Origin of the sequence: Microcoleus asticus IPMA8 (genome assembly GCF_013179805.1) — a bacterium.
GTDB classification, from domain to species: Bacteria; Cyanobacteriota; Cyanobacteriia; order Cyanobacteriales; family Microcoleaceae; genus Microcoleus; species Microcoleus asticus.
In genome coordinates this window covers 12,480-31,040 of record NZ_SRRZ01000020.1, presented here as the reverse complement: position 1 = coordinate 31,040, position 18,561 = coordinate 12,480, and the positions used below count along the sequence as shown (strand labels likewise).

9 protein-coding genes are annotated in these 18,561 nt (G+C 48.4%); 6 read left to right on the top strand and 3 right to left on the bottom strand.

Going from position 1 to position 18,561, the window contains the following annotated elements; genetic code table 11:
* Positions 1 to 139 precede the first annotated feature (139 nt).
* The 3 genes from E5S67_RS07600 to E5S67_RS07590 all read left to right on the top strand — a co-directional run bounded on the left by E5S67_RS07600 (position 140) and on the right by E5S67_RS07590 (position 7,670).
* The gene (locus E5S67_RS07600; protein ID WP_172186463.1) at positions 140 to 1,231 is read left to right on the top strand and encodes an HNH endonuclease; all 1,092 of its coding nucleotides are present in this window, start codon (positions 140 to 142) and stop codon (positions 1,229 to 1,231) included.
* A gap of 84 nt (positions 1,232 to 1,315) precedes the next feature.
* Positions 1,316 to 3,190 carry a DNA-directed RNA polymerase subunit gamma gene (locus E5S67_RS07595; RefSeq protein ID WP_172186462.1) on the top strand — a complete coding sequence of 625 codons (1,875 nt, stop codon included), beginning with the start codon at positions 1,316 to 1,318 and terminating at the stop codon, positions 3,188 to 3,190.
* Positions 3,191 to 3,539: 349 nt separating this feature from the next.
* The gene (locus tag E5S67_RS07590; RefSeq protein WP_172186461.1) at positions 3,540 to 7,670 is read left to right on the top strand and encodes a DNA-directed RNA polymerase subunit beta''; all 4,131 of its coding nucleotides are present in this window, start codon (positions 3,540 to 3,542) and stop codon (positions 7,668 to 7,670) included.
* 307 nt (positions 7,671 to 7,977) lie between these two features.
* Here E5S67_RS07590 and E5S67_RS07585 read toward each other — a convergent pair whose 3' ends face one another.
* A complete protein-coding gene (locus E5S67_RS07585; protein ID WP_172186460.1) occupies positions 7,978 to 8,373 on the bottom strand; it encodes a response regulator in 396 nt (131 codons plus the stop codon).
* A gap of 1,454 nt (positions 8,374 to 9,827) precedes the next feature.
* On the opposite strand from E5S67_RS07585, the gene E5S67_RS07580 reads away from it, so the two are divergent.
* From E5S67_RS07580 to E5S67_RS07570, 3 genes are all read left to right on the top strand, one after another.
* Positions 9,828 to 12,380: a DNA gyrase/topoisomerase IV subunit A gene (locus E5S67_RS07580; RefSeq protein ID WP_172186459.1), complete on the top strand. Its 2,553-nt coding sequence runs from the start codon at positions 9,828 to 9,830 to the stop codon at positions 12,378 to 12,380.
* 199 nt (positions 12,381 to 12,579) lie between these two features.
* Positions 12,580 to 14,016, top strand: a complete 1,437-nt coding sequence (locus E5S67_RS07575) for an ATP-binding cassette domain-containing protein (RefSeq protein ID WP_172186458.1) — start codon at positions 12,580 to 12,582, stop codon at positions 14,014 to 14,016.
* Positions 14,017 to 14,138: 122 nt separating this feature from the next.
* The gene (locus E5S67_RS07570; protein ID WP_172186457.1) at positions 14,139 to 14,291 is read left to right on the top strand and encodes a chlorophyll A-B binding protein; all 153 of its coding nucleotides are present in this window, start codon (positions 14,139 to 14,141) and stop codon (positions 14,289 to 14,291) included.
* A gap of 211 nt (positions 14,292 to 14,502) precedes the next feature.
* Here E5S67_RS07570 and rpoD read toward each other — a convergent pair whose 3' ends face one another.
* Positions 14,503 to 15,669 carry an RNA polymerase sigma factor RpoD gene (rpoD, locus tag E5S67_RS07565; RefSeq protein ID WP_172186456.1) on the bottom strand — a complete coding sequence of 389 codons (1,167 nt, stop codon included), beginning with the start codon at positions 15,667 to 15,669 and terminating at the stop codon, positions 14,503 to 14,505.
* Between the two features lie 1,844 nt (positions 15,670 to 17,513).
* Positions 17,514 to 18,398 (bottom strand): ABC transporter permease, encoded by an 885-nt coding sequence (locus tag E5S67_RS07560; RefSeq protein ID WP_172186455.1) that lies wholly within the window; start codon positions 18,396 to 18,398, stop codon positions 17,514 to 17,516.
* Between the last annotated feature and the right edge of the window lie 163 nt (positions 18,399 to 18,561).

Here is an 18,561-nt window from a genome sequence, read left to right as displayed (position 1 = left end):
TTAAAGATTAAAGATTAAAGATTTTTTGACAGCATTCAATTCTTTAATCTTTAATCGACACTCTCAAATTAAAATGCCTCAGCAGTGTTCGTACCACTGCTGAGGCGAATCAACGCTCTAAACAGGAGAGACGCTGAACATGAATATTGTAACAGTTGTCCCAGGAATTCAAGGAGAAGTTGACCGGGCGACGGGCTGTATTAATTGGCAAGGGAGCAAGCTGAAAAATGGTTACGCGCGCAAGTGGATAGAGGGCAAAACGGTATTAGTCCACCGATTAGTGCTCGAATCAAAAATACCAGGATTTCTAGATTCCGGTTATTTTGCTTGCCACACCTGCGACAATCCAAGCTGCATCAACCCAGCACATCTCGTAGCTGGAACTTCGGCTGAGAATACGCAGCAGATGATGGAGCGCGATCGCAAAACTCCCAGACGCAAAAGTATTCCCGGTATTGGCAAACTCTCGATCGAACAACTGCAGGAAATTCAGCGTAAATATTTAGCTGGAACCATCAAAAGCCACCTAATAAAAGAGTATGGCGTACAGTATGACACTATTACTAAGATACTTCAGACAAAAATTCCCCATAACTTCACTACAGTTCCCCCCGGTTTTGTAGGAGAAATTCAAGACAGTGGCTGCATAATTTTTCAAGGTGCAAAAGATGGTCAAGGTGGTTATGGCAGGTACTTTAAAAATGGGAAATCCCAATCAGTTACTCGTGCTGTTTTAGCAGAGAAATTACGATGTGAAGTTCCCACTTCGATGGATGCTTGTCATACCTGCGATAATCCCAGTTGTATTAATCCAGAACACCTTTGGGGTAGAACTCGCACTCAAAATTTATTAGATGCTTCTAAGAAAGGACGCACTCAAGGCAAAAGTCATCCCCTTTCCAATGCCAAATTAGACTGGGAAAAGGTGCGAGAAATTAGGCAAAAACTAGCAGCAGGAAAGAGAGTGAAGGATGTAGCTCAGGAATACAGTGTTGGTCGCAAAACCATACACGATATTAAGTATCACGTCACTTGGAAGGAAGCAGGCGAAGAGGTTCCAGTTCCTCGGATGGGTGGATATCTCGATCGCAAATTGACTTTCGAGCAAGCTCTTGAGGTACGAAAAAGAATTAGAGGTAGAGAATCAATCTCTCAAATCGCTGATGACTTTGGAGTATCGTCAAGTGTCATCTCTGATATTAAAAATCACGTCACATATAGAGGAGTATAACATTGATTTAAGCCGTGAAACAAGCAACCCAAAAAGATAAACAACCACAAATAATCGACTGTAAATTATTAATTGGAGTCAAGAATGGCTAAAATAGAACAACGCTTTGATTACGTCAAGATTGGGTTAGCTTCACCAGAAAGAATTCGACAGTGGGGAGAGAGAACTTTACCCAACGGTCAGATTACTGGAGAGGTGACAAAACCGGAAACCATAAATTATCGCACGTTAAAACCTGAAATGGATGGCTTGTTTTGCGAGCGCATTTTTGGGCCTGCAAAAGATTGGGAATGTCATTGTGGGAAGTACAAACGAGTTCGCCATAGAGGCATTGTTTGCGAAAGATGCGGTGTTGAAGTCACTGAATCTCGCGTCCGTCGCCATCGCATGGGCTTTATCAAATTAGCAGCTCCAGTCGCTCACGTTTGGTATCTCAAAGGTATCCCGAGTTACATGGCAATTCTGTTAGATATGCCGCTGCGAGATGTCGAACAAATCGTCTATTTCAATGCCTACGTTGTCCTCAATGCAGGTAATGCAGAGAAGCTGCAATACAAGCAATTGCTCACGGAAGATGCTTGGCTGGAAATAGAAGACGAACTTTACAGCGAAGATTCCACACTCACAGGTGTAGAAGTAGGGATTGGTGCTGAAGCTTTGCAAGTTTTGCTGCAAAATATTCCGCTAGAAACTGAAGCGGAAAAGCTGCGGGAAGATATTGCTAATGCTAAAGGTCAAAAACGGGCGAAGTTGATTAAACGCTTGCGAGTAATTGACAACTTCATCGCTACGGGTTCTCATCCCGATTGGATGGTGCTCAATGTGATTCCGGTGATTCCCCCGGACTTGCGGCCGATGGTGCAGTTAGACGGCGGGCGTTTTGCAACGAGTGACCTCAACGACCTCTATCGGAGAGTCATCAACCGCAATAACCGCTTGGCGAGACTGCAAGAAATTCTGGCGCCGGAGATAATCATCCGCAACGAAAAGCGGATGCTGCAAGAAGCTGTGGATGCGCTGATTGACAACGGTCGCCGGGGCCGGACGGTGGTGGGGGCAAACAACCGCCCGCTGAAGTCGCTGTCGGACATCATTGAAGGGAAACAAGGTCGCTTCCGGCAAAACTTGCTGGGGAAACGGGTTGACTACTCCGGGCGTTCGGTGATTGTGGTGGGGCCGAAACTGAAAATTCATCAGTGCGGTTTGCCGAGAGAAATGGCGATCGAACTTTTCCAGCCTTTCGTCATCCACCGCCTGATCCGCCAAGGATTGGTCAACAACATCAAAGCTGCCAAAAAACTGATCCAGCGCAACGATCCCAGTGTTTGGGACGTGCTTCAGGAGGTGATTGAAGGACACCCGGTAATGCTAAACCGGGCGCCTACCCTCCACCGTTTGGGGATTCAAGCCTTTGAGCCGATTTTGGTGGACGGGAGGGCAATTCAGCTTCACCCGCTAGTCTGTCCGGCTTTTAACGCTGACTTTGACGGCGACCAAATGGCCGTGCACGTGCCTTTGTCTCTGGAATCTCAGGCGGAAGCACGCTTGCTGATGCTGGCTTCTAACAACATTATGTCGCCGGCAACCGGAAGACCGATCGTTACTCCTTCTCAAGATATGGTGCTCGGTTGCTATTACTTGACAGCCGAAAATCCTGACGCTCAAAAAGGCGCCGGTCACTATTTCTCCAACCTTACCGACGCGGTTGTAGCTTACGAACAAGGAGTCGTTGACTTGCACTCATACGTGTGGGTGAGGTTTCAAGGCGCCATAGAAAACACAGAACCCGAGGGAGAACCACTGAAGGTTGAACGCTCTACCGACGGTATAGTGACGAAAGAATACAAGTTCCGCCGGGTTCGGGAAGACGGAGAGGGCAAGGTGATCAATCAATTCATTCGCACTACTCCGGGCCGGATTATCTATCACCAAACGATCGAATCGGTGATTAACAATTAGAAATTGGGGAGGGTAATCGGTAAGAGGTAAGGGGTAAGACGTAAGAGGTAATGGGTAATAACTGACAAATAATCGCTAACAAATAATAGCGAGCGAAGCAGAAAAAATTACCGATTACTAATTACCTCTTACCAATTACTAATTAAGTACGTAGGTGAAAAGAAACATTACTATGGGGAGGGCGAGTGAATGGATTCATCTCCTCGCTTAGCTCTCGTCCTTATATGCTAAACCTGCCCCGAGAAGATACTTGTAGTTTTTTCGTGCCTCCCTACTTACCAATTACCAATTACCAATTACCAATTACCAATTACCAATTACCAATTACCAATTACCACTACTCAGAAAAATGACAGAAAATAAGGAAATTGTTTTTCGTAATCGAGTTGTTGACAAAGGTCAGCTCAAAAAATTAATCTCTTGGTCTTTCATGCACTACGGAACGGCCCGTACAGCGCAAATGGCCGATAAACTCAAAGACTTGGGTTTCCGCTTTGCGACACGAGCGGGAGTTTCGATTAGCGTAGACGATTTGCAAGTGCCCCCGTCAAAACGATCGCTCCTAGATGCAGCCGAAGAAGAAATCCGCATCACAGAACAAAAATATACCAGAGGCGAAATCACCGAAGTCGAACGCTTCCAAAAAGTAATCGATACCTGGAACAGCACCTCAGAAGACCTCAAAGACGAAGTAGTCAAAAACTTCCGAGCCACAGACCCCCTAAACTCGGTCTACATGATGGCATTCTCCGGGGCTCGGGGGAACATTTCTCAAGTACGGCAGCTAGTCGGAATGCGCGGATTGATGGCTGACCCCCAAGGAGAAATCATTGACTTGCCAATTAAAACCAACTTCCGCGAAGGACTCACCGTTACCGAATACATTATTTCCTCCTACGGCGCGCGCAAAGGCTTAGTAGATACAGCGTTGCGGACGGCAGACTCTGGCTATTTGACTCGCCGGTTGGTGGATGTATCCCAAGACGTAATTGTGCGGGAAGTAGACTGCGGCACCCAGCGGGGAATTCGAGTGCGGCCGATGACGGACGGAGCAACAGTGCTGATTCCCCTGAAGGACAGGCTGCTGGGGCGCGTTTTCGCCCGAGATGTGGTGCACCCCAAAACCGGGGAACTCGTGGCTTACGGCAACGAAAAAGCCGTCCGAAATCAGCCAATTACCGAGGAGCTGGCGGGGGAAATTGGTAAATCTGGGGTGGCAGAGGTATATTTACGCTCGCCCCTGACTTGCGAATCTACGCGCTCGGTTTGTCAGCACTGCTACGGCTGGAGTCTCGCCCACTTGCAAATGGTGGACATGGGAGAAGCGATCGGGATTATTGCGGCTCAGTCGATCGGGGAACCGGGAACCCAACTCACCATGCGTACCTTCCACACAGGCGGCGTATTCACCGGAGAAGTCGCGAAACAAGAACGCGCACCCTTCCCCGGCGTAGTCAAATTCAAGAACTTGCGCACCCGCTCGTTCCGCACCAGACACGGCGAAGAAGCACTGGTGGCAGAAAACAACGGCAAACTTGTATTTGAGGGCGACGGCTTTGAAGAAGGGAAATCCGGCGCCAAAAATCAAAAACTGAAAATCGAATTGGCGATCGTCCAGGGTTCTACTCTGATGGTCAAAGACGGACAGCGCGCCATTCCCGGTCAAGTTTTGGCAGAAGTGCCGATCGTCGGTCGCGCAGCCCGCAAAACTACGGAAAAAGTCACTACGGACGTAGCCTCCGACTTAGCTGGAGAAGCCAAATTTGCTGATTTGGTGCCAGAAGAAAAAACCGACCGCCAAGGGAACACAACCCGCACAGCCAGCAAAGGCGGGCTGATTTGGATTCTCTCAGGAGAAGTCTACAACTTGCCCCCCGGCGCCGAACCAGCGGTGAAAAATGGCGATCGCATTCCGGCCGAAAGCGTGATTGCCGAAACGAAACTTGTCTCCGAACACGGCGGTGTAGTCCGTATCGCTGACCCGAGAGAAATCGAAATTATCACCGCGCAAGTCCTGCTCGACCAAGCCATCGTGCGGGCCGAAAGCGCAGGCGGCCGCGACCACTACACGATCGAAACAGCTTCTAAGCAGCGGTTTTCCCTGAAGACGGCTCCCGGAAGCAAGGTGATTAACGGGGAAGTGGTGGCGGAACTGCTCGACGACAGCTACCGCACAGCGACAGGGGGCATTGTCAAGTACGGCGGAGTAGAAGTCCACAAGCGCGGCAAAGCTAAACTTGGCTACGAAGTCGTCAAAGGCGGGACTCTGCTCTGGATACCGGAAGAGTGCCACGAGGTGAATAAGGATATTTCTCTGCTGCTGGTAGAAGATGGGCAGTATGTGGAGGCGGGTACTGAGGTGGTTAAGGATATTTTCTGCCAAACCAGCGGGGCAGTGGAAATCACTCAGAAAAATGACATCCTCCGGGAAATTGTGATTAAACCGGGGACACTCCATGTGGTTGACCGCCCGCCGCTAACTCTCGGGGAAGGTCAAATTGTCAACGCGGGTCAAGAGATTTTCCCGGGCTTGATTGCCGAAGAGTTGGGCTATGCCGAGTATATCGAAACTCCCGAGGGCCCGGCTTTGCTGCTGCGGCCTGTGGTGGAATTTCCAGTACCTGACAAGCCGCCGGTGCCTTCTCAGACGGCGCTGAATGAGTCAATCTCTTTGAAAGCGGTGCAGCGGCTGCCCTATAAGGATGGGGAGCGCGTCAAATCGGTCGAGGGATTGGAACTGCTGCGGACTCAGCTTATTTTGGAAATTGGTTCCGGAGCTCCGCAATTGGCGGCGGATATCGAGCTGCTGCCGGATGAGGAAGATGCTATGGCTTTTGGGGCTGACGGTTCGGGGCCGGCTTGGGGTTCGCCTGAAGACGTTAGTGCGTCGCAAGAGTTGGCGATGACTGTGGCCGATGGGGGCGATCGAGCTTCAAAAACTTTCCGCTTGCAGTTGGTGATTTTGGAATCGCTGGTAATTCGGCGGGACGTGTCTGCCGATCCGACTCAGGGCAGCACTCACACGCGGCTGTTGGTGGAGGATGGGCAGTCGATCGCCCCCGGGGCAGTAGTCGCCCGCACCGAGATTCTCTGCAAAGAAGCGGGTATCGTTCGGGGCATCCGCGAGGGACTTAACGAACCCGTGCGCCGACTGTTGGTGATGCGGGATGCGGATTCTATTTCGATCTCTGTGGCGGGTACGCCGGATGTGAGTCCAGGTCAACTGCTGGTGGCTGGTACTGAAATAGCTCCGGGGGTTGTTCTCGAAGAGTCCGGCCAAGTTGTGAAGGTTGTACCTGCGTCGGAGACAGAACCGGCGAAACTCTTGCTCAGGGTGGCTCGCCCTTACCGGGTTTCGGCCGGTGCGGTGCTGCACGTAGACGACGGCGATTTGGTGCAGCGGGGTGACAATTTGGTGATTCTGGTGTTTGAGCGGGCAAAGACTGGGGATATCATTCAGGGTTTGCCACGGATTGAGGAACTTCTCGAAGGGCGCAAGCCGAAGGAAGCCTGTATTTTAGCCAAGCGGCCGGGAACGGCTCGGGTAGTTACGGATGATGATGTTGTGGAACTTGCGGTGATTGAGGATGATGGCCGGATTGAAGAGTATCCTTTGTTGCCCGGTCAAAACCCGATCGTTTCCGACGGACAGCGCGTGGGCGTTGCCGAAGCTTTGACCGACGGGCCTGCTAACCCTCACGAAATTCTAGAGGTGTTCTTCCAGGTTCTCAAAGAGCGGCAGCCTACTTTTGAGGCGGCTTTGGAGAGTTTTCAACAGGTGCAGACATTTTTGGTGAATGAGGTGCAGTCGGTTTATCAGTCTCAAGGCGTGGATATTTCTGATAAACACATCGAAGTAATCGTCCGCCAGATGACTAACAAGGTGAGGATGGAAGATGGCGGCGATACTACTATGCTCCCCGGCGAGTTGGTGGAATTGCGGCAGGTTGAGCAGGTGAATGAGGCTATGTCAATTACTGGTGGAGCGCCTGCGGATTATACTCCGGTGTTGCTGGGGATTACTAAGGCTTCGCTGAATACTGATAGCTTTATTTCTGCGGCTTCGTTCCAGGAGACTACGCGGGTATTGACTGAGGCTGCGATCGAAGGTAAGTCTGACTGGCTGCGGGGTCTGAAGGAAAATGTCATCATCGGCCGCCTAATTCCTGCGGGTACTGGGTTCAATGCCTATGAGGATGCTGGGGTTCAGGATGCGGGTTTTGATGGTGCTGTGTTTGATGACGACATCCACGATTTGCAGGAGGATGTGGTTTTGGACGATCGCACTGCACGTCGCGCTTATACGATCGACACCGGTTTTGAGATCGGGCGCGGGTCAGACCTTGAGGCTGATGAGGATTTTGAGGAAGTTGAGGTTGATGATGACGATTTTGTCGCTGAGACTGAGGATGATTCCTTGGGGCCTGATGCTGACGATGATGATGATATCGGTTTTGACTTCGATGAGGACGAAGACTAATAATAGTTTTGAGATTGCATGAATGAGTGAATAGCGTTGCGATCGCTGAGCAGAGGTTCCTCGCCGCAACGCACTCTTCGCTCTCATGAGTTGAAAAATCTCAAATTTTTCCTCACTCATTAAAAGTCAGAACTCGTCGCATTGTGCGATCGGGATCTCCAAAGGAAAAAGGAAGAAGGAAGAGTCAGAATTCAATAAAACTTTGTAATTCAAGAGTTTTATTGATTTGTTGTTTCAAACAAAAAATTCTTTCTTCCTTCTTCCTTTTTCCTTCTTCCTTCTTATTCCCACTTAATGTATGGTTCACTCAATCAGGCAGCAAAGCCTTGATCTGATCGACAAACTCTTGATGGTCTACCACAGGTTTAGAGATGTAACCATCAGCACCGCTTTGATCCAGAAAAGTTTCTTTATCACCGGCCATCGCGTGAGCAGTCACCAAAATAATCGGCAGCGAGGCCGTTTGCGGGTCAGCTTTGAGCAGTTGAGTAATCTTAATGCCGTCAACAGATTTCCCCTGGTACACGCTGCGGGAAAGTGACACATCCATTAAAATCAAATCAGCTTCGCCGTTTGCAGCAATCTGCATCACCTCTTCAACATTTTCCGTGTGCTTCACGGCTAAGCCCCCCCGCTTAGTCAGAATTTTGGAAAAAACCCGAGCATTAACCAAATCGTCCTCTACAATCAGAACGGTTTTCATAAATAAATATGGGAAGTATAGAAACTTTGTGACTTTAGTCCAAAGAGGAACACGGCACGGGGACTACATTCCCCGTCAAAAATGCAGAGTTTTTAGCGCCATCAGCCGGGAACCCTGCAAAACCCGTATGTATATCTTTGATCTACTAGCTGTCAGAAGGTGTAAAGATGCCTAGAAGCATCCAATACCATCATCATTTAGACTACTACACACAGACAGTTTAGTTGTTTTTTATAACTAGACCTGGCACTGGTGAGAGTCTCAAGATTCTCAGGTAGCAGGTTTCTAGTACAATCCGGGGCGCATGGACGATGCCTAGAAACCGGGTTCTCGATCGTTTAGGCGGGCTATAACGAAGTATTGCTATGAAAAACCCGGTTTCTGACTACCCGTGCGTCCAGGACTATAGTATCCTCTCTTTCGGTCAAGCCTCCGGCTTCTACCATTTTAGATTTTAGATGGGGAATGAGTGACTGGATATGGGTTTGGAGCACGGGTCTAGAGTTGCATTCTTTTTTGAAACTGATATGAGAGTGCGGGAGGTGTGACAATTATTTACTTTCCTGCTCTTAGAATCAAGCCTTGTTTATTCACATACTCCCGCCGCATTCGGAGTAGCGAATCTAGTGGGGATTGTTAGAAATTCCTAATTCTCAGTTTTGACCGATCGAGACGGCTGAAAATATCGACGCTTCCGTTCATCAAGCGGAGGTCAGACTAGGAGATGTCGCGATGAGAGCTTTTGACTGCTGAATTCTTCAATATAGGCATTTTTGACACTCTCAGCGAGTCACCGCGAGCCTGCATTCTTGAATAAGCCAAAACTTGGACTTCACTCGTAGTCCAGACACCTCTACACGCTCAAAACAAGTACCCCTACTAGAGGTATTGCAATTAGGCTTACTTTTTTTTTAATGCTTTCCGAGTCGATCGCGCTTGCCAAAATGCGCTAGGCTCTATCTTCTACCAGTGCTGATTGATAAACGCTACGGCTGTACCGAGACGAGATCGATCGGGCTTTTTTCCTGAAGAGAATATTTATTCGCGTAGATGGTTATTTCTAATTGCAATTAAATTCTATCATAGATTGACGGGGACTAAAGTCCCTCGTGACGCTTTGCTAGGAAGGGCTAAAGCCTCATTACGTTCTGAGCTTCTGGCATTCGGTGTTCTCCTGTGAATCAACCTTCTGACGGCGGGCAGTAAATAGACAGGTAGGCGCAAATGAAGGCAACATAGAGGTTAGGGTAAGAGTGGAGAGTAAGAGGCAAGCGTTGCCCGTCTTCGGCACTCGGATTCTGCTTTCACAAGTTAAGTTTATTTTTATTCTCCAACTGGGCGGTTGGACCGAACTTTCGGTTCGCCTGCGGCAAACGCTTTTCACTCGAGACAGGCAACCTCGGCATTATTGACAGAGGCTGTCTTCACTCAGGAATTAACGGACACAAGGACTCATGGCTAAACAACTCAACCTACTTTCCGGGCAAGTAATTTCTACGCCTCTGCACGCCGAGATGCAGCAATCGTACCTCGAATATGCCATGAGTGTGATCGTCGGGCGAGCTTTGCCTGATGTCCGCGACGGTTTAAAACCGGTTCACCGTCGAATTTTGTACGCGATGCACGAACTCGGTCTGACGCCAGACCGACCTTACCGCAAGTGCGCGCGGGTCGTTGGAGATGTTTTGGGAAAATATCACCCTCACGGCGACCAATCGGTTTACGACGCTCTGGTGCGCATGGTTCAGGAGTTTTCGAGCCGCTATCCTTTGCTTGCGGGTCACGGCAATTTCGGTTCGGTGGACAATGACCCGGCTGCTGCTATGCGCTACACGGAAACTAGGCTGGCACCGATCGCCCACGAAGCGATGCTCACCCAAGTCGGCGATGCAACTGTTGATTTTACAGGAAACTTTGACAGTTCGCAGCAGGAACCGACGGCGCTGCCTGCTCAGTTGCCGTTTCTATTACTCAACGGCTGTACGGGCATTGCTGTGGGGATGGCAACTAATATCCCGCCGCACAATTTGGGGGAGGTGGTAGACGGTTTAATTGCTTTGATTGAAAACCCGGAACTATCGGACGAGAAGTTGATAGAACTGATTCCGGGGCCGGATTTTCCGACCGGAGGGGAAATCGTCGCTACAGAGGGCATTGTTGACGCCTACACTAAGGGTCGAGGCAGCATTGCGGTCAGGGGTGTGGCCGGGGTGGAAGAGGTGCCAGGTAATCGCAAGGTGCGCACTAAAACGGCGATCGTGGTGACGGAGTTTCCGTTTCAGGTAAATAAGGCGGCTTGGATTGAAAAGGTGGCGGAGTTGGTCAATTCCGGCCGCCTCGACGGTATTTCTGATTTGCGTGACGAGAGCGATCGCGAAGGCATTCGAGTCGTGATTGAACTCAAGCGGGAATTTACCCCGGAAGCGGTTCTGGCTCGTCTTTACCAACAAACTGACCTGCAAACAAATTTTGGCGCGATTTTGCTGGCAATTGTTAACGGTCAACCGCGACAGTTGACGCTGAGACAATTGTTGCAGGAATTTCTGGATTTCCGGGAAGTAACTCTTACCCGCCGCTACAATTACGAATTGCAGGCTGCGGAACGCCGCTGTCATATTGTCCAAGGCTTAATGTTGGCTTTGACAAATCTCGATACAGCGATCGACATTCTCAGAAATTCTCCTGACGGCTCTACTGCTAAGCAAACTTTGCAAGTTCGCCTCAATTTGAGCGAAAGTCAAGCTGATGCTATTTTGGCGATGCCGATGCGCAGGCTGACTGGTTTGGAAAGGCAAAATTTGCAGTCTGAGTTTGATGAGTTGATGGCTAATATTCAAGAATTGCAGCGGTTGTTGAGCGACAGGCGCGAACTTTTGAAGGCTTTAAAGAAGGAATTTCGATCGCTCAAACGCAAGTACGCTGACCCCCGCCGCACTAAATTCGCCAATGGAACCGGACGCGCAGCAAACGCCGAACCACAATTTGCTGGTAAGAAAAATTCTGCGGTGAAGCAGTTGTCGCCGGCAACCGTTCAGCCTAACTTATTGCCCGTTCTAGAGGCAGAGGAAACTATTGTTGAATTTTCGCACAAGCAGTACGTGCGGCGCTTGCCCGCTGGCGAACGGCCTCGCTCGAAAAGTCGCGAAAAATCGGTTTCAGCTTTAGAAAAAAATGAAGATTTTATTGTTACCGCAAAGCAGACGAAAACCGATCGCACTTTGGTCGTCTTAACTCCTAACGGCAAAGCTTACCCGCTGAAAGTGGCCGATATTCCTAGTAGTAGCGCCAAAGACCGGGGAACGCCGATCGTTAGTTTGTTGTCGCCGAGTGCTACTAAAGAAAGTGCCGGTCGCGCTTTGTCGGAAATCACAGTTGCACACTTTATTTTGCCGGAAAATTCGGAAGCAGCGGATTTAGTAACTCTGACTCAGCAAGGGAAAATTAAGCGCTTGCCGATGCAGGAATTTGCTGATTTGACTAATCGCGGCGTTACTGTTGTTAAACTCAAGGAGGACGATCGGCTGCGCTGCGCGAGTCTGGGCAAAGTCGGCGAGCAAGTGGCGATCGCAACTTCAGGAGGCCGAGTCCTCCGGTTTGATATCGATGACGAACAACTGCCGCCAATGGGCCGCGCCGCCCAGGGTTCTCAAGTAACCAGGTTGCGGAAGCAGGAACAGTTGGTGGGTTGCATCACTCTCGACCCGGACGACAGTTTGGTGCTATTTTCGGAGTTGGGTTGGGCAAAACGAATGCCTGCAGGTTCTGTCAGACTTACTAACCGAGGTGAAATTGGCACTCAAGCTTTTCGTTTCTCAGAGCCTAAAGATGCTTTAGTTGGCTTGCTGCGGGCTGTTCCCGATACGGATGTCAAACTTTTAACTAATTCTGGCCGTCTACTGCGATCGGCTATTGATGCTATAGCTTTTTGGGGGAAAGATTCTGGGGGGGATCGAGTTTTTGACCTCAATCCGGGTGAAAAAATTATCAAAGTTATCAGCAGTCAATAGTCATTAGTCATGGGTCATTCATTGTGTCATTATTCGCTGTGAGTCAATTAAAGATTGCCTTTGTTGCCTTCGAGCGTATACGTCCAATTCCATTCCCCATTAAGCCTTGTTCCCAGGCTTTGCCTGGGAATACATACCCGGAGGCTCTGCCTCCAATTCCCCAATCTAAAATCTAAAATCTAAAATCTAAAATTGTTTGATGGCGCAAGTTGTATTAGAAAATATCTACAAAAGTTTTCCGCTCCGCCAAGGAGAACAGGAAAAAGAAGCAAACAGCGTCGCAGAAAGTGTCTCGCCTGCGGCCGATCGCCCTTCGTCTAACAGCGTTCTGCGGCGCATTAACCTGACGGTCGAAGACGGGGAATTCATGGTGCTGGTGGGGCCTTCTGGCTGCGGAAAAAGCACTTTGCTGCGATCGATCGCCGGTTTGGAAGTTTTGACGGCCGGCAATATTTGGGTTGGCGATCGGGTGGTTAACGATTTGCCTCCTAAAGACCGAAATATCGCTATGGTCTTTCAAAATTATGCTCTCTATCCTCACTTAACAGTTTACGATAATCTCGCCTTTGGATTGCGCCGCTCCGAAAGGGAGAAAGAGGAAGGAAGAAGGAAGAAGGAAGAAGCAAGAAGGAAGAAGGAAGAAGGAAGAGAGAAGAAAGTAGAAGGGATAAGGGGGAAGATACAAGGAGAAGAAGGAAGCATCCAGAAGGAAGAAAAAATTAGGAATAAGGTAGAAGAGGTTATTAATTATTTAGCTTCTAATTCTTTTAAAACTCATCTAGCTTATCCTTTGTTTGAGGACTTTTTAGGAGGAGCGACTCGAAAGCTGCCTCCGGGTTTGCGCTATTTGTCGGAACGGGAAAAGGCAGTAGGAGAACGAGTCCTGAAGGTAGCTGAATTATTGCAAATAGAATCTCTTTTAAATCGCTTGCCGAAACAACTTTCGGGAGGGCAAAAGCAGCGGGTAGCTTTGGGTAGGGCGATGGCTCGAAATCCTGAGGTGTTTTTGATGGACGAACCGCTATCGAATCTTGATGCGAAATTGAGGGCGGAAACTCGATCGCAAATTGTGCAGTTGCAGCGACAGTTGGGAACTACAACTATTTATGTGACTCACGACCAAACTGAGGCGATGACTATGGGCGATCGGATTGCTATTATGAATAGAGGTCAGCTTCAGCAAGTAGCTCAACCTTTAGAGCTTTACAACAAGCCGGCTAATTTGTTTGTTGCTGAGTTTATCGGTTCTCCGCCGATGAATTTTTTGTCGGTGGAATTTAGTGCTCCGCTGTTGATTTCTCACCCGCAATTTCGCTTTACTTTACCCGATATTTGGGCAAAAAGTCTACAACAATATGACGGGCGAGGGCTAATTTTGGGCATTCGGCCGGAACATCTGAGCATTCACCCTCCTGCTACCAAAAATCTTTCGGTACAAGTGGAAATTGTAGAGGCTTTGGGACACGAAACTTATTTGCGGGTCTGTTTGACGGATGCTCCGGCCGTGCGGATGCAAGTGCGGGTTCCGCCTGAGCGATCGATCCGAGTTGGCGAGGAGCTGTGGTTGGCCATCGCCCATGACAAAATTCACTTGTTCGACCCCGATACTGAGTTGGCTATTTTTCCTGTTAGGTAAAATCCTCAAGGTCGATCGACCGTTTTGACCGATATTAGGATTCACAAAGTTGAAGTTTTTTCAAGTCACTGTTATATTAATTTACATAAGCCTTACAAAAGTTAACGAAAGGAGTTCGCACTATGCAAGAACAAAAACGCAATGCTTGGAACTGGGGCTTCAGCGAAGGAGCCGAAAATTGGAACGGTCGTTTGGCGATGATTGGTTTCTCTGCCGCTGTCATAATCGAATTGGTTTCCGGTCAAGGCCTGCTTCACTTTTGGGGCCTGATGTAATTTTCTAGTTAAGACTTTTGTGACACTGCAAAGCTTGGGAGTTCCGTAACGGACTCCCTAAATTTTGGCAGCGCGATTTGGGCAACAAATAGCCACTTGCTCCGTGCAGTTAGCAGCACAAAATTTAACAGCTATAGCCCAAACCGGGGCGGGGGGTCTCCCCCCCAAAAAGAGTGCTAATCACTCTTTTGGGTGATGCTAGAAAATTACTCTAGCGGATATATTCTTTTAAGATGCTGTTGCGGTTGGGATGGCGCAACTTCCGCAGGGCTTTAGCCTCGATTTGGCGAATCCGCTCGCGGGTGACGTTAAAGATTTGACCAATTTCCTCCAAGGTCTTCATCCGTCCGTCATCTAACCCATAACGCAGCCGCAGTACATCCCGTTCTCGGGGGCTGAGAGTATCCAAAACGCTTTCCAAGTCTTCCCTGAGCAAGTTTTTTGAGACTTGATCTTCTGGTGTTTCCCCGTCTGATTCAATAAAATCTCCCAGACGTGAGTCTTCCTCTTTGCCGATCGGAGTTTCTAGAGAGATTGGCAACTGTGCGGACTTAGCAATGAACCGCAACTTCTCGATCGTCATCTCCATGCGGGTAGCAATTTCTTCTTCCGTAGGCTTGCGACCCATTTCCTGAGACAGGAGTTTGGTAGTTTTCTTGATCCGCGAAATGGTTTCGTAAAGGTGAACCGGCAGGCGGATAGTGCGCGATTGGTCGGCGATTGCCCGGGTGATGGCTTGACGTATCCACCAAGTTGCGTAGGTAGAAAACTTGTAGCCTTTTTCGTGATCGAATTTTTCAGCCGCCCTGATCAGACCTAAAGAGCCTTCCTGAATCAAATCTTGAAAAGACAAACCGCGATTCATGTATTTTTTGGCGATCGACACCACCAAACGCAGGTTTGATTGCACCATTTTTTCCTTGGCCCGACGGCCGACGTGGAGTCGGTGACGGAATGCAGGGAGTGCCATATCTACAGCATTAGCCCATTCGCTGTCTTTGGGTTCGCGGTCTAACTCTTCAAGCAGTTGTTCTCGAACTCGCTCTAATTCCAGCAAATCTGCAATTTTGCGCGCTAGTTCAATCTCTTCGTCAGCTCGCAGCAGTCGAATCCGACCGATTTCTTGCAGGTAAAGACGAATAGAGTCTTCAGTATAATGCTTTTTCTTTGCCTGTGCCCGACGACGGGCTTTGGCACCTTTGCCAGATTTAGTGTCCTCCTCAGATTGAGAATCTAAGAATTCTTCTCTATCGTCTTCTTCGTCGATAAAGAGTTCCAACTCGCTCTCAGGTAGAACGCTTTCGGCGCTCCGAAGCAACTCGATAGTTTCCATTTGGGGTGTGATTGTGGTTTCGAGTACGGTGTTAGCCTGGATCATGCCGTCTTCCTCATGCTCCTGAATTAAAGAATAAATAACAGTGGAATAGTGTCTGTTTGTAGTTTAGACAAGTTAGCCAGTATTGACATTCCCGCAGGAAGAAATAGTGGGATTTTCGGTCGGCTAGCTGAATCTATTACCGAAACTGCACCAGTTTTATGAGTCAAAGTTCCAGTTATGGTTTGAAGCAGGGAGCGCATTCAATCGATCGCAGAGTTTAACATCGCGACATGGGATTGAGCGTGCGGCTTTTTCTTTCGGAGCGAGTTACCACATTATCTGCGATACATTGCCCAGAGAAGCAAACCATGAAATGCGATCGCTCGCACCTCAAAAAATACTAACTTTTTTACTCGGTACTTCGATCTTTTACCAGTACAAGTTTTCCGGCACGGAACCCTCTAACTTCTGTGTTCGATGTGTCGAACTTTTTATGCGCCTGGTGCTTTCATGATGTTGTCAGACATGACAGTTTCATGGCAAATTTTCGCCACCTTGGATGCGGGTCTGCTGGCTCAAATGCAACAGCAGAGAGTCAAAACACCAAACGGGGAGAATCGGATCTTGCAAAGACCTTTCCGATTGTAGCCTTTCTCACAAAAAATGGAAGTTGTTTTCCATTGTTTGTCAAGAACTAGGAAAACACTATCAGCTTAGCTTGACAATAGGGACTCGTGTCTAAATCTGCTAAATCCTGAGAATGGCCAGTAAAAACTTTGGCACAATCGAACGGCGCTGTTTTCTGCGCATATCTGGGTGAACGGCTGCGGCGTAGTTGGCCAGACAGTTAGCAGACAGTTTTTGACTTGCCGGAATTGGGACCAATACAATCCGTGTAGATACACCCATCATTACCCTGTTTCCCTGAATTGAATCATACGCAATGTGCGATTGAATAAAGCTCGTAGCTTTAGTTTTAAGCCGACAACTCTGGATTAGAGACCGACTCTGACCCCAAATGAAGCGTTGCGGGTTGAGTAATGCAACAGGGGCTTTCATTGTTAAGTTAGCTCAAATCTCAGAAATTGGGTTTAATTTTGACGTTAAATCACATTAAGTTCTTAACGTCACTTTCTCATTTAAGCAGTTCGACACGAGTTTGTCGCGTCAGCGGCAAAAACCACCCGGATAAATTCTACTGAGACTTAACGCAATGCGCAATGCTCGGCTGCAAACTGCTCTAAAATCTGTTGACTTCCGGCTGGCACTTGCGCGATCGCACTTTCTCACAAAAACCACAATTCGCCATCTTCCGGAAGTATAACTTCACGATTCCTTTAAATATATCGTGACAGTGTGAAGATTTAATAAAGCCCTTTAATCAATTTTAGGTAGCATTCTCGAATTGTCTTGATAATTTCAAGCAGACGGAACAAAATCAGCAGACGGCGTTGCTGCAACTGCCTGCAGATGATAACTCCGCAAGGGAAGGAAAATTTACCCAGTTAGCGATGTGCTTGCTCTTGTTGGACAAGGCATAAGCTGCTGGATGCAGTTAAAAATGTGGAGCGGTAGGACGCTGGTGCGATGCTCAAAGTTTTGTTATTATTTACAGAGCTTCCTCAGAAAGAACGTATCCGGGCTTTATCCTCTACCCGCCTTTAAATTATGTGGCTTGACTGTTAGAGAATGAAGCTATCAATAAACATTTCCGCTCCGTGTCTATATTGACAACCCAAGGAAGGTTTACTAGAAAGCATTCACCTTTGCAAGAGAAAAATTTAGTAATTAATCGGGGCGATATTATCATCTCTTTATAGCGCGTGTTTGTAGTCAGGACTTCAATTTTTTTGTGAATAATAATTAAAGTCCTGACTGCGAACTTAATTTAACCGCAACACAAATTACTGCTGATTCCGCAGCCGAGGGTTAACAAACTCGTTTAATCCTTCCCCCACCAAAGACAGTCCCACTACCATTAAAGTCATTGCCAAACCGGGAAACAAAGCTGTCCACCAAATGCCAGTAGGTAGCGCATCTAAAGCTAAACGCAAGTCGTGTCCCCATTCGGGAGTGGCTTCGGGAAGTCCTAATCCGAGAAATCCTAAACCTCCTAATGTTAAAATTGCATCGGCAGCGTTGAGAGCAAACAGCACTGGTACGCTCTGAATCACATTCAGAAACAGGTAGCGCGAAAGCACTGTCCAAGTGTCAGCACCCATTGCTCGCGCGGCTTCGACAAACAATTCGGTTTTGACGCTAACGGTGTGATTCCTGACAACGCGGTAGTATTGAGGGATGTAGGAAATGCTCAGGGCGATCGCAGCATTCAAAACTCCTTTCCCCACTACAAACGCTAGCGTCAAAGAAAGTAGGAGCCCCGGCAAAGTATAAATTGTATCCATTAAAAATAACAAAACTCGATCGAGCTTTCCGCCCAAATAACCGCTAACCAAACCCAGCGGCACACCGATAAACAAACTCAAAGCAGTGGCTAAAATTACCACTTGCCAAGCCGCCCGAGAAGCAAACAGCGTGCGGGAAAACACATCGTAGCCGCTGCGGCTAGTACCGAACCAATAATTCGCCGACGGCGGTTCGTGGATGGGGTTAATCAAAGCCTCAGTAGGATTTTGCAGCCATCCCCAAGCTTGCATAGCTGGAGACAAGGTGGCTACTAATACAAACACGGCAGTTATTGCCAAACCTGCCCACATCATTTTCATTGACAGGCTTGACGGTGAGGCACTGTTGAGAAATCGCGGCAGTCGGAGGCGGCTTTGAGCCATAATGACGATCGACCAATATAAGACTTTTAGATTTTAGTAGGACTCAGGCGAAAAAACCCAGAACACTCAAAAATCCTCTTTCTTATTCGCCAAACACTCGCGAGAAACCGGGTTTTTTCGCGGGATGCAGCTAAAAAAAATCGGTTTCTCCCCTGCACGGGAC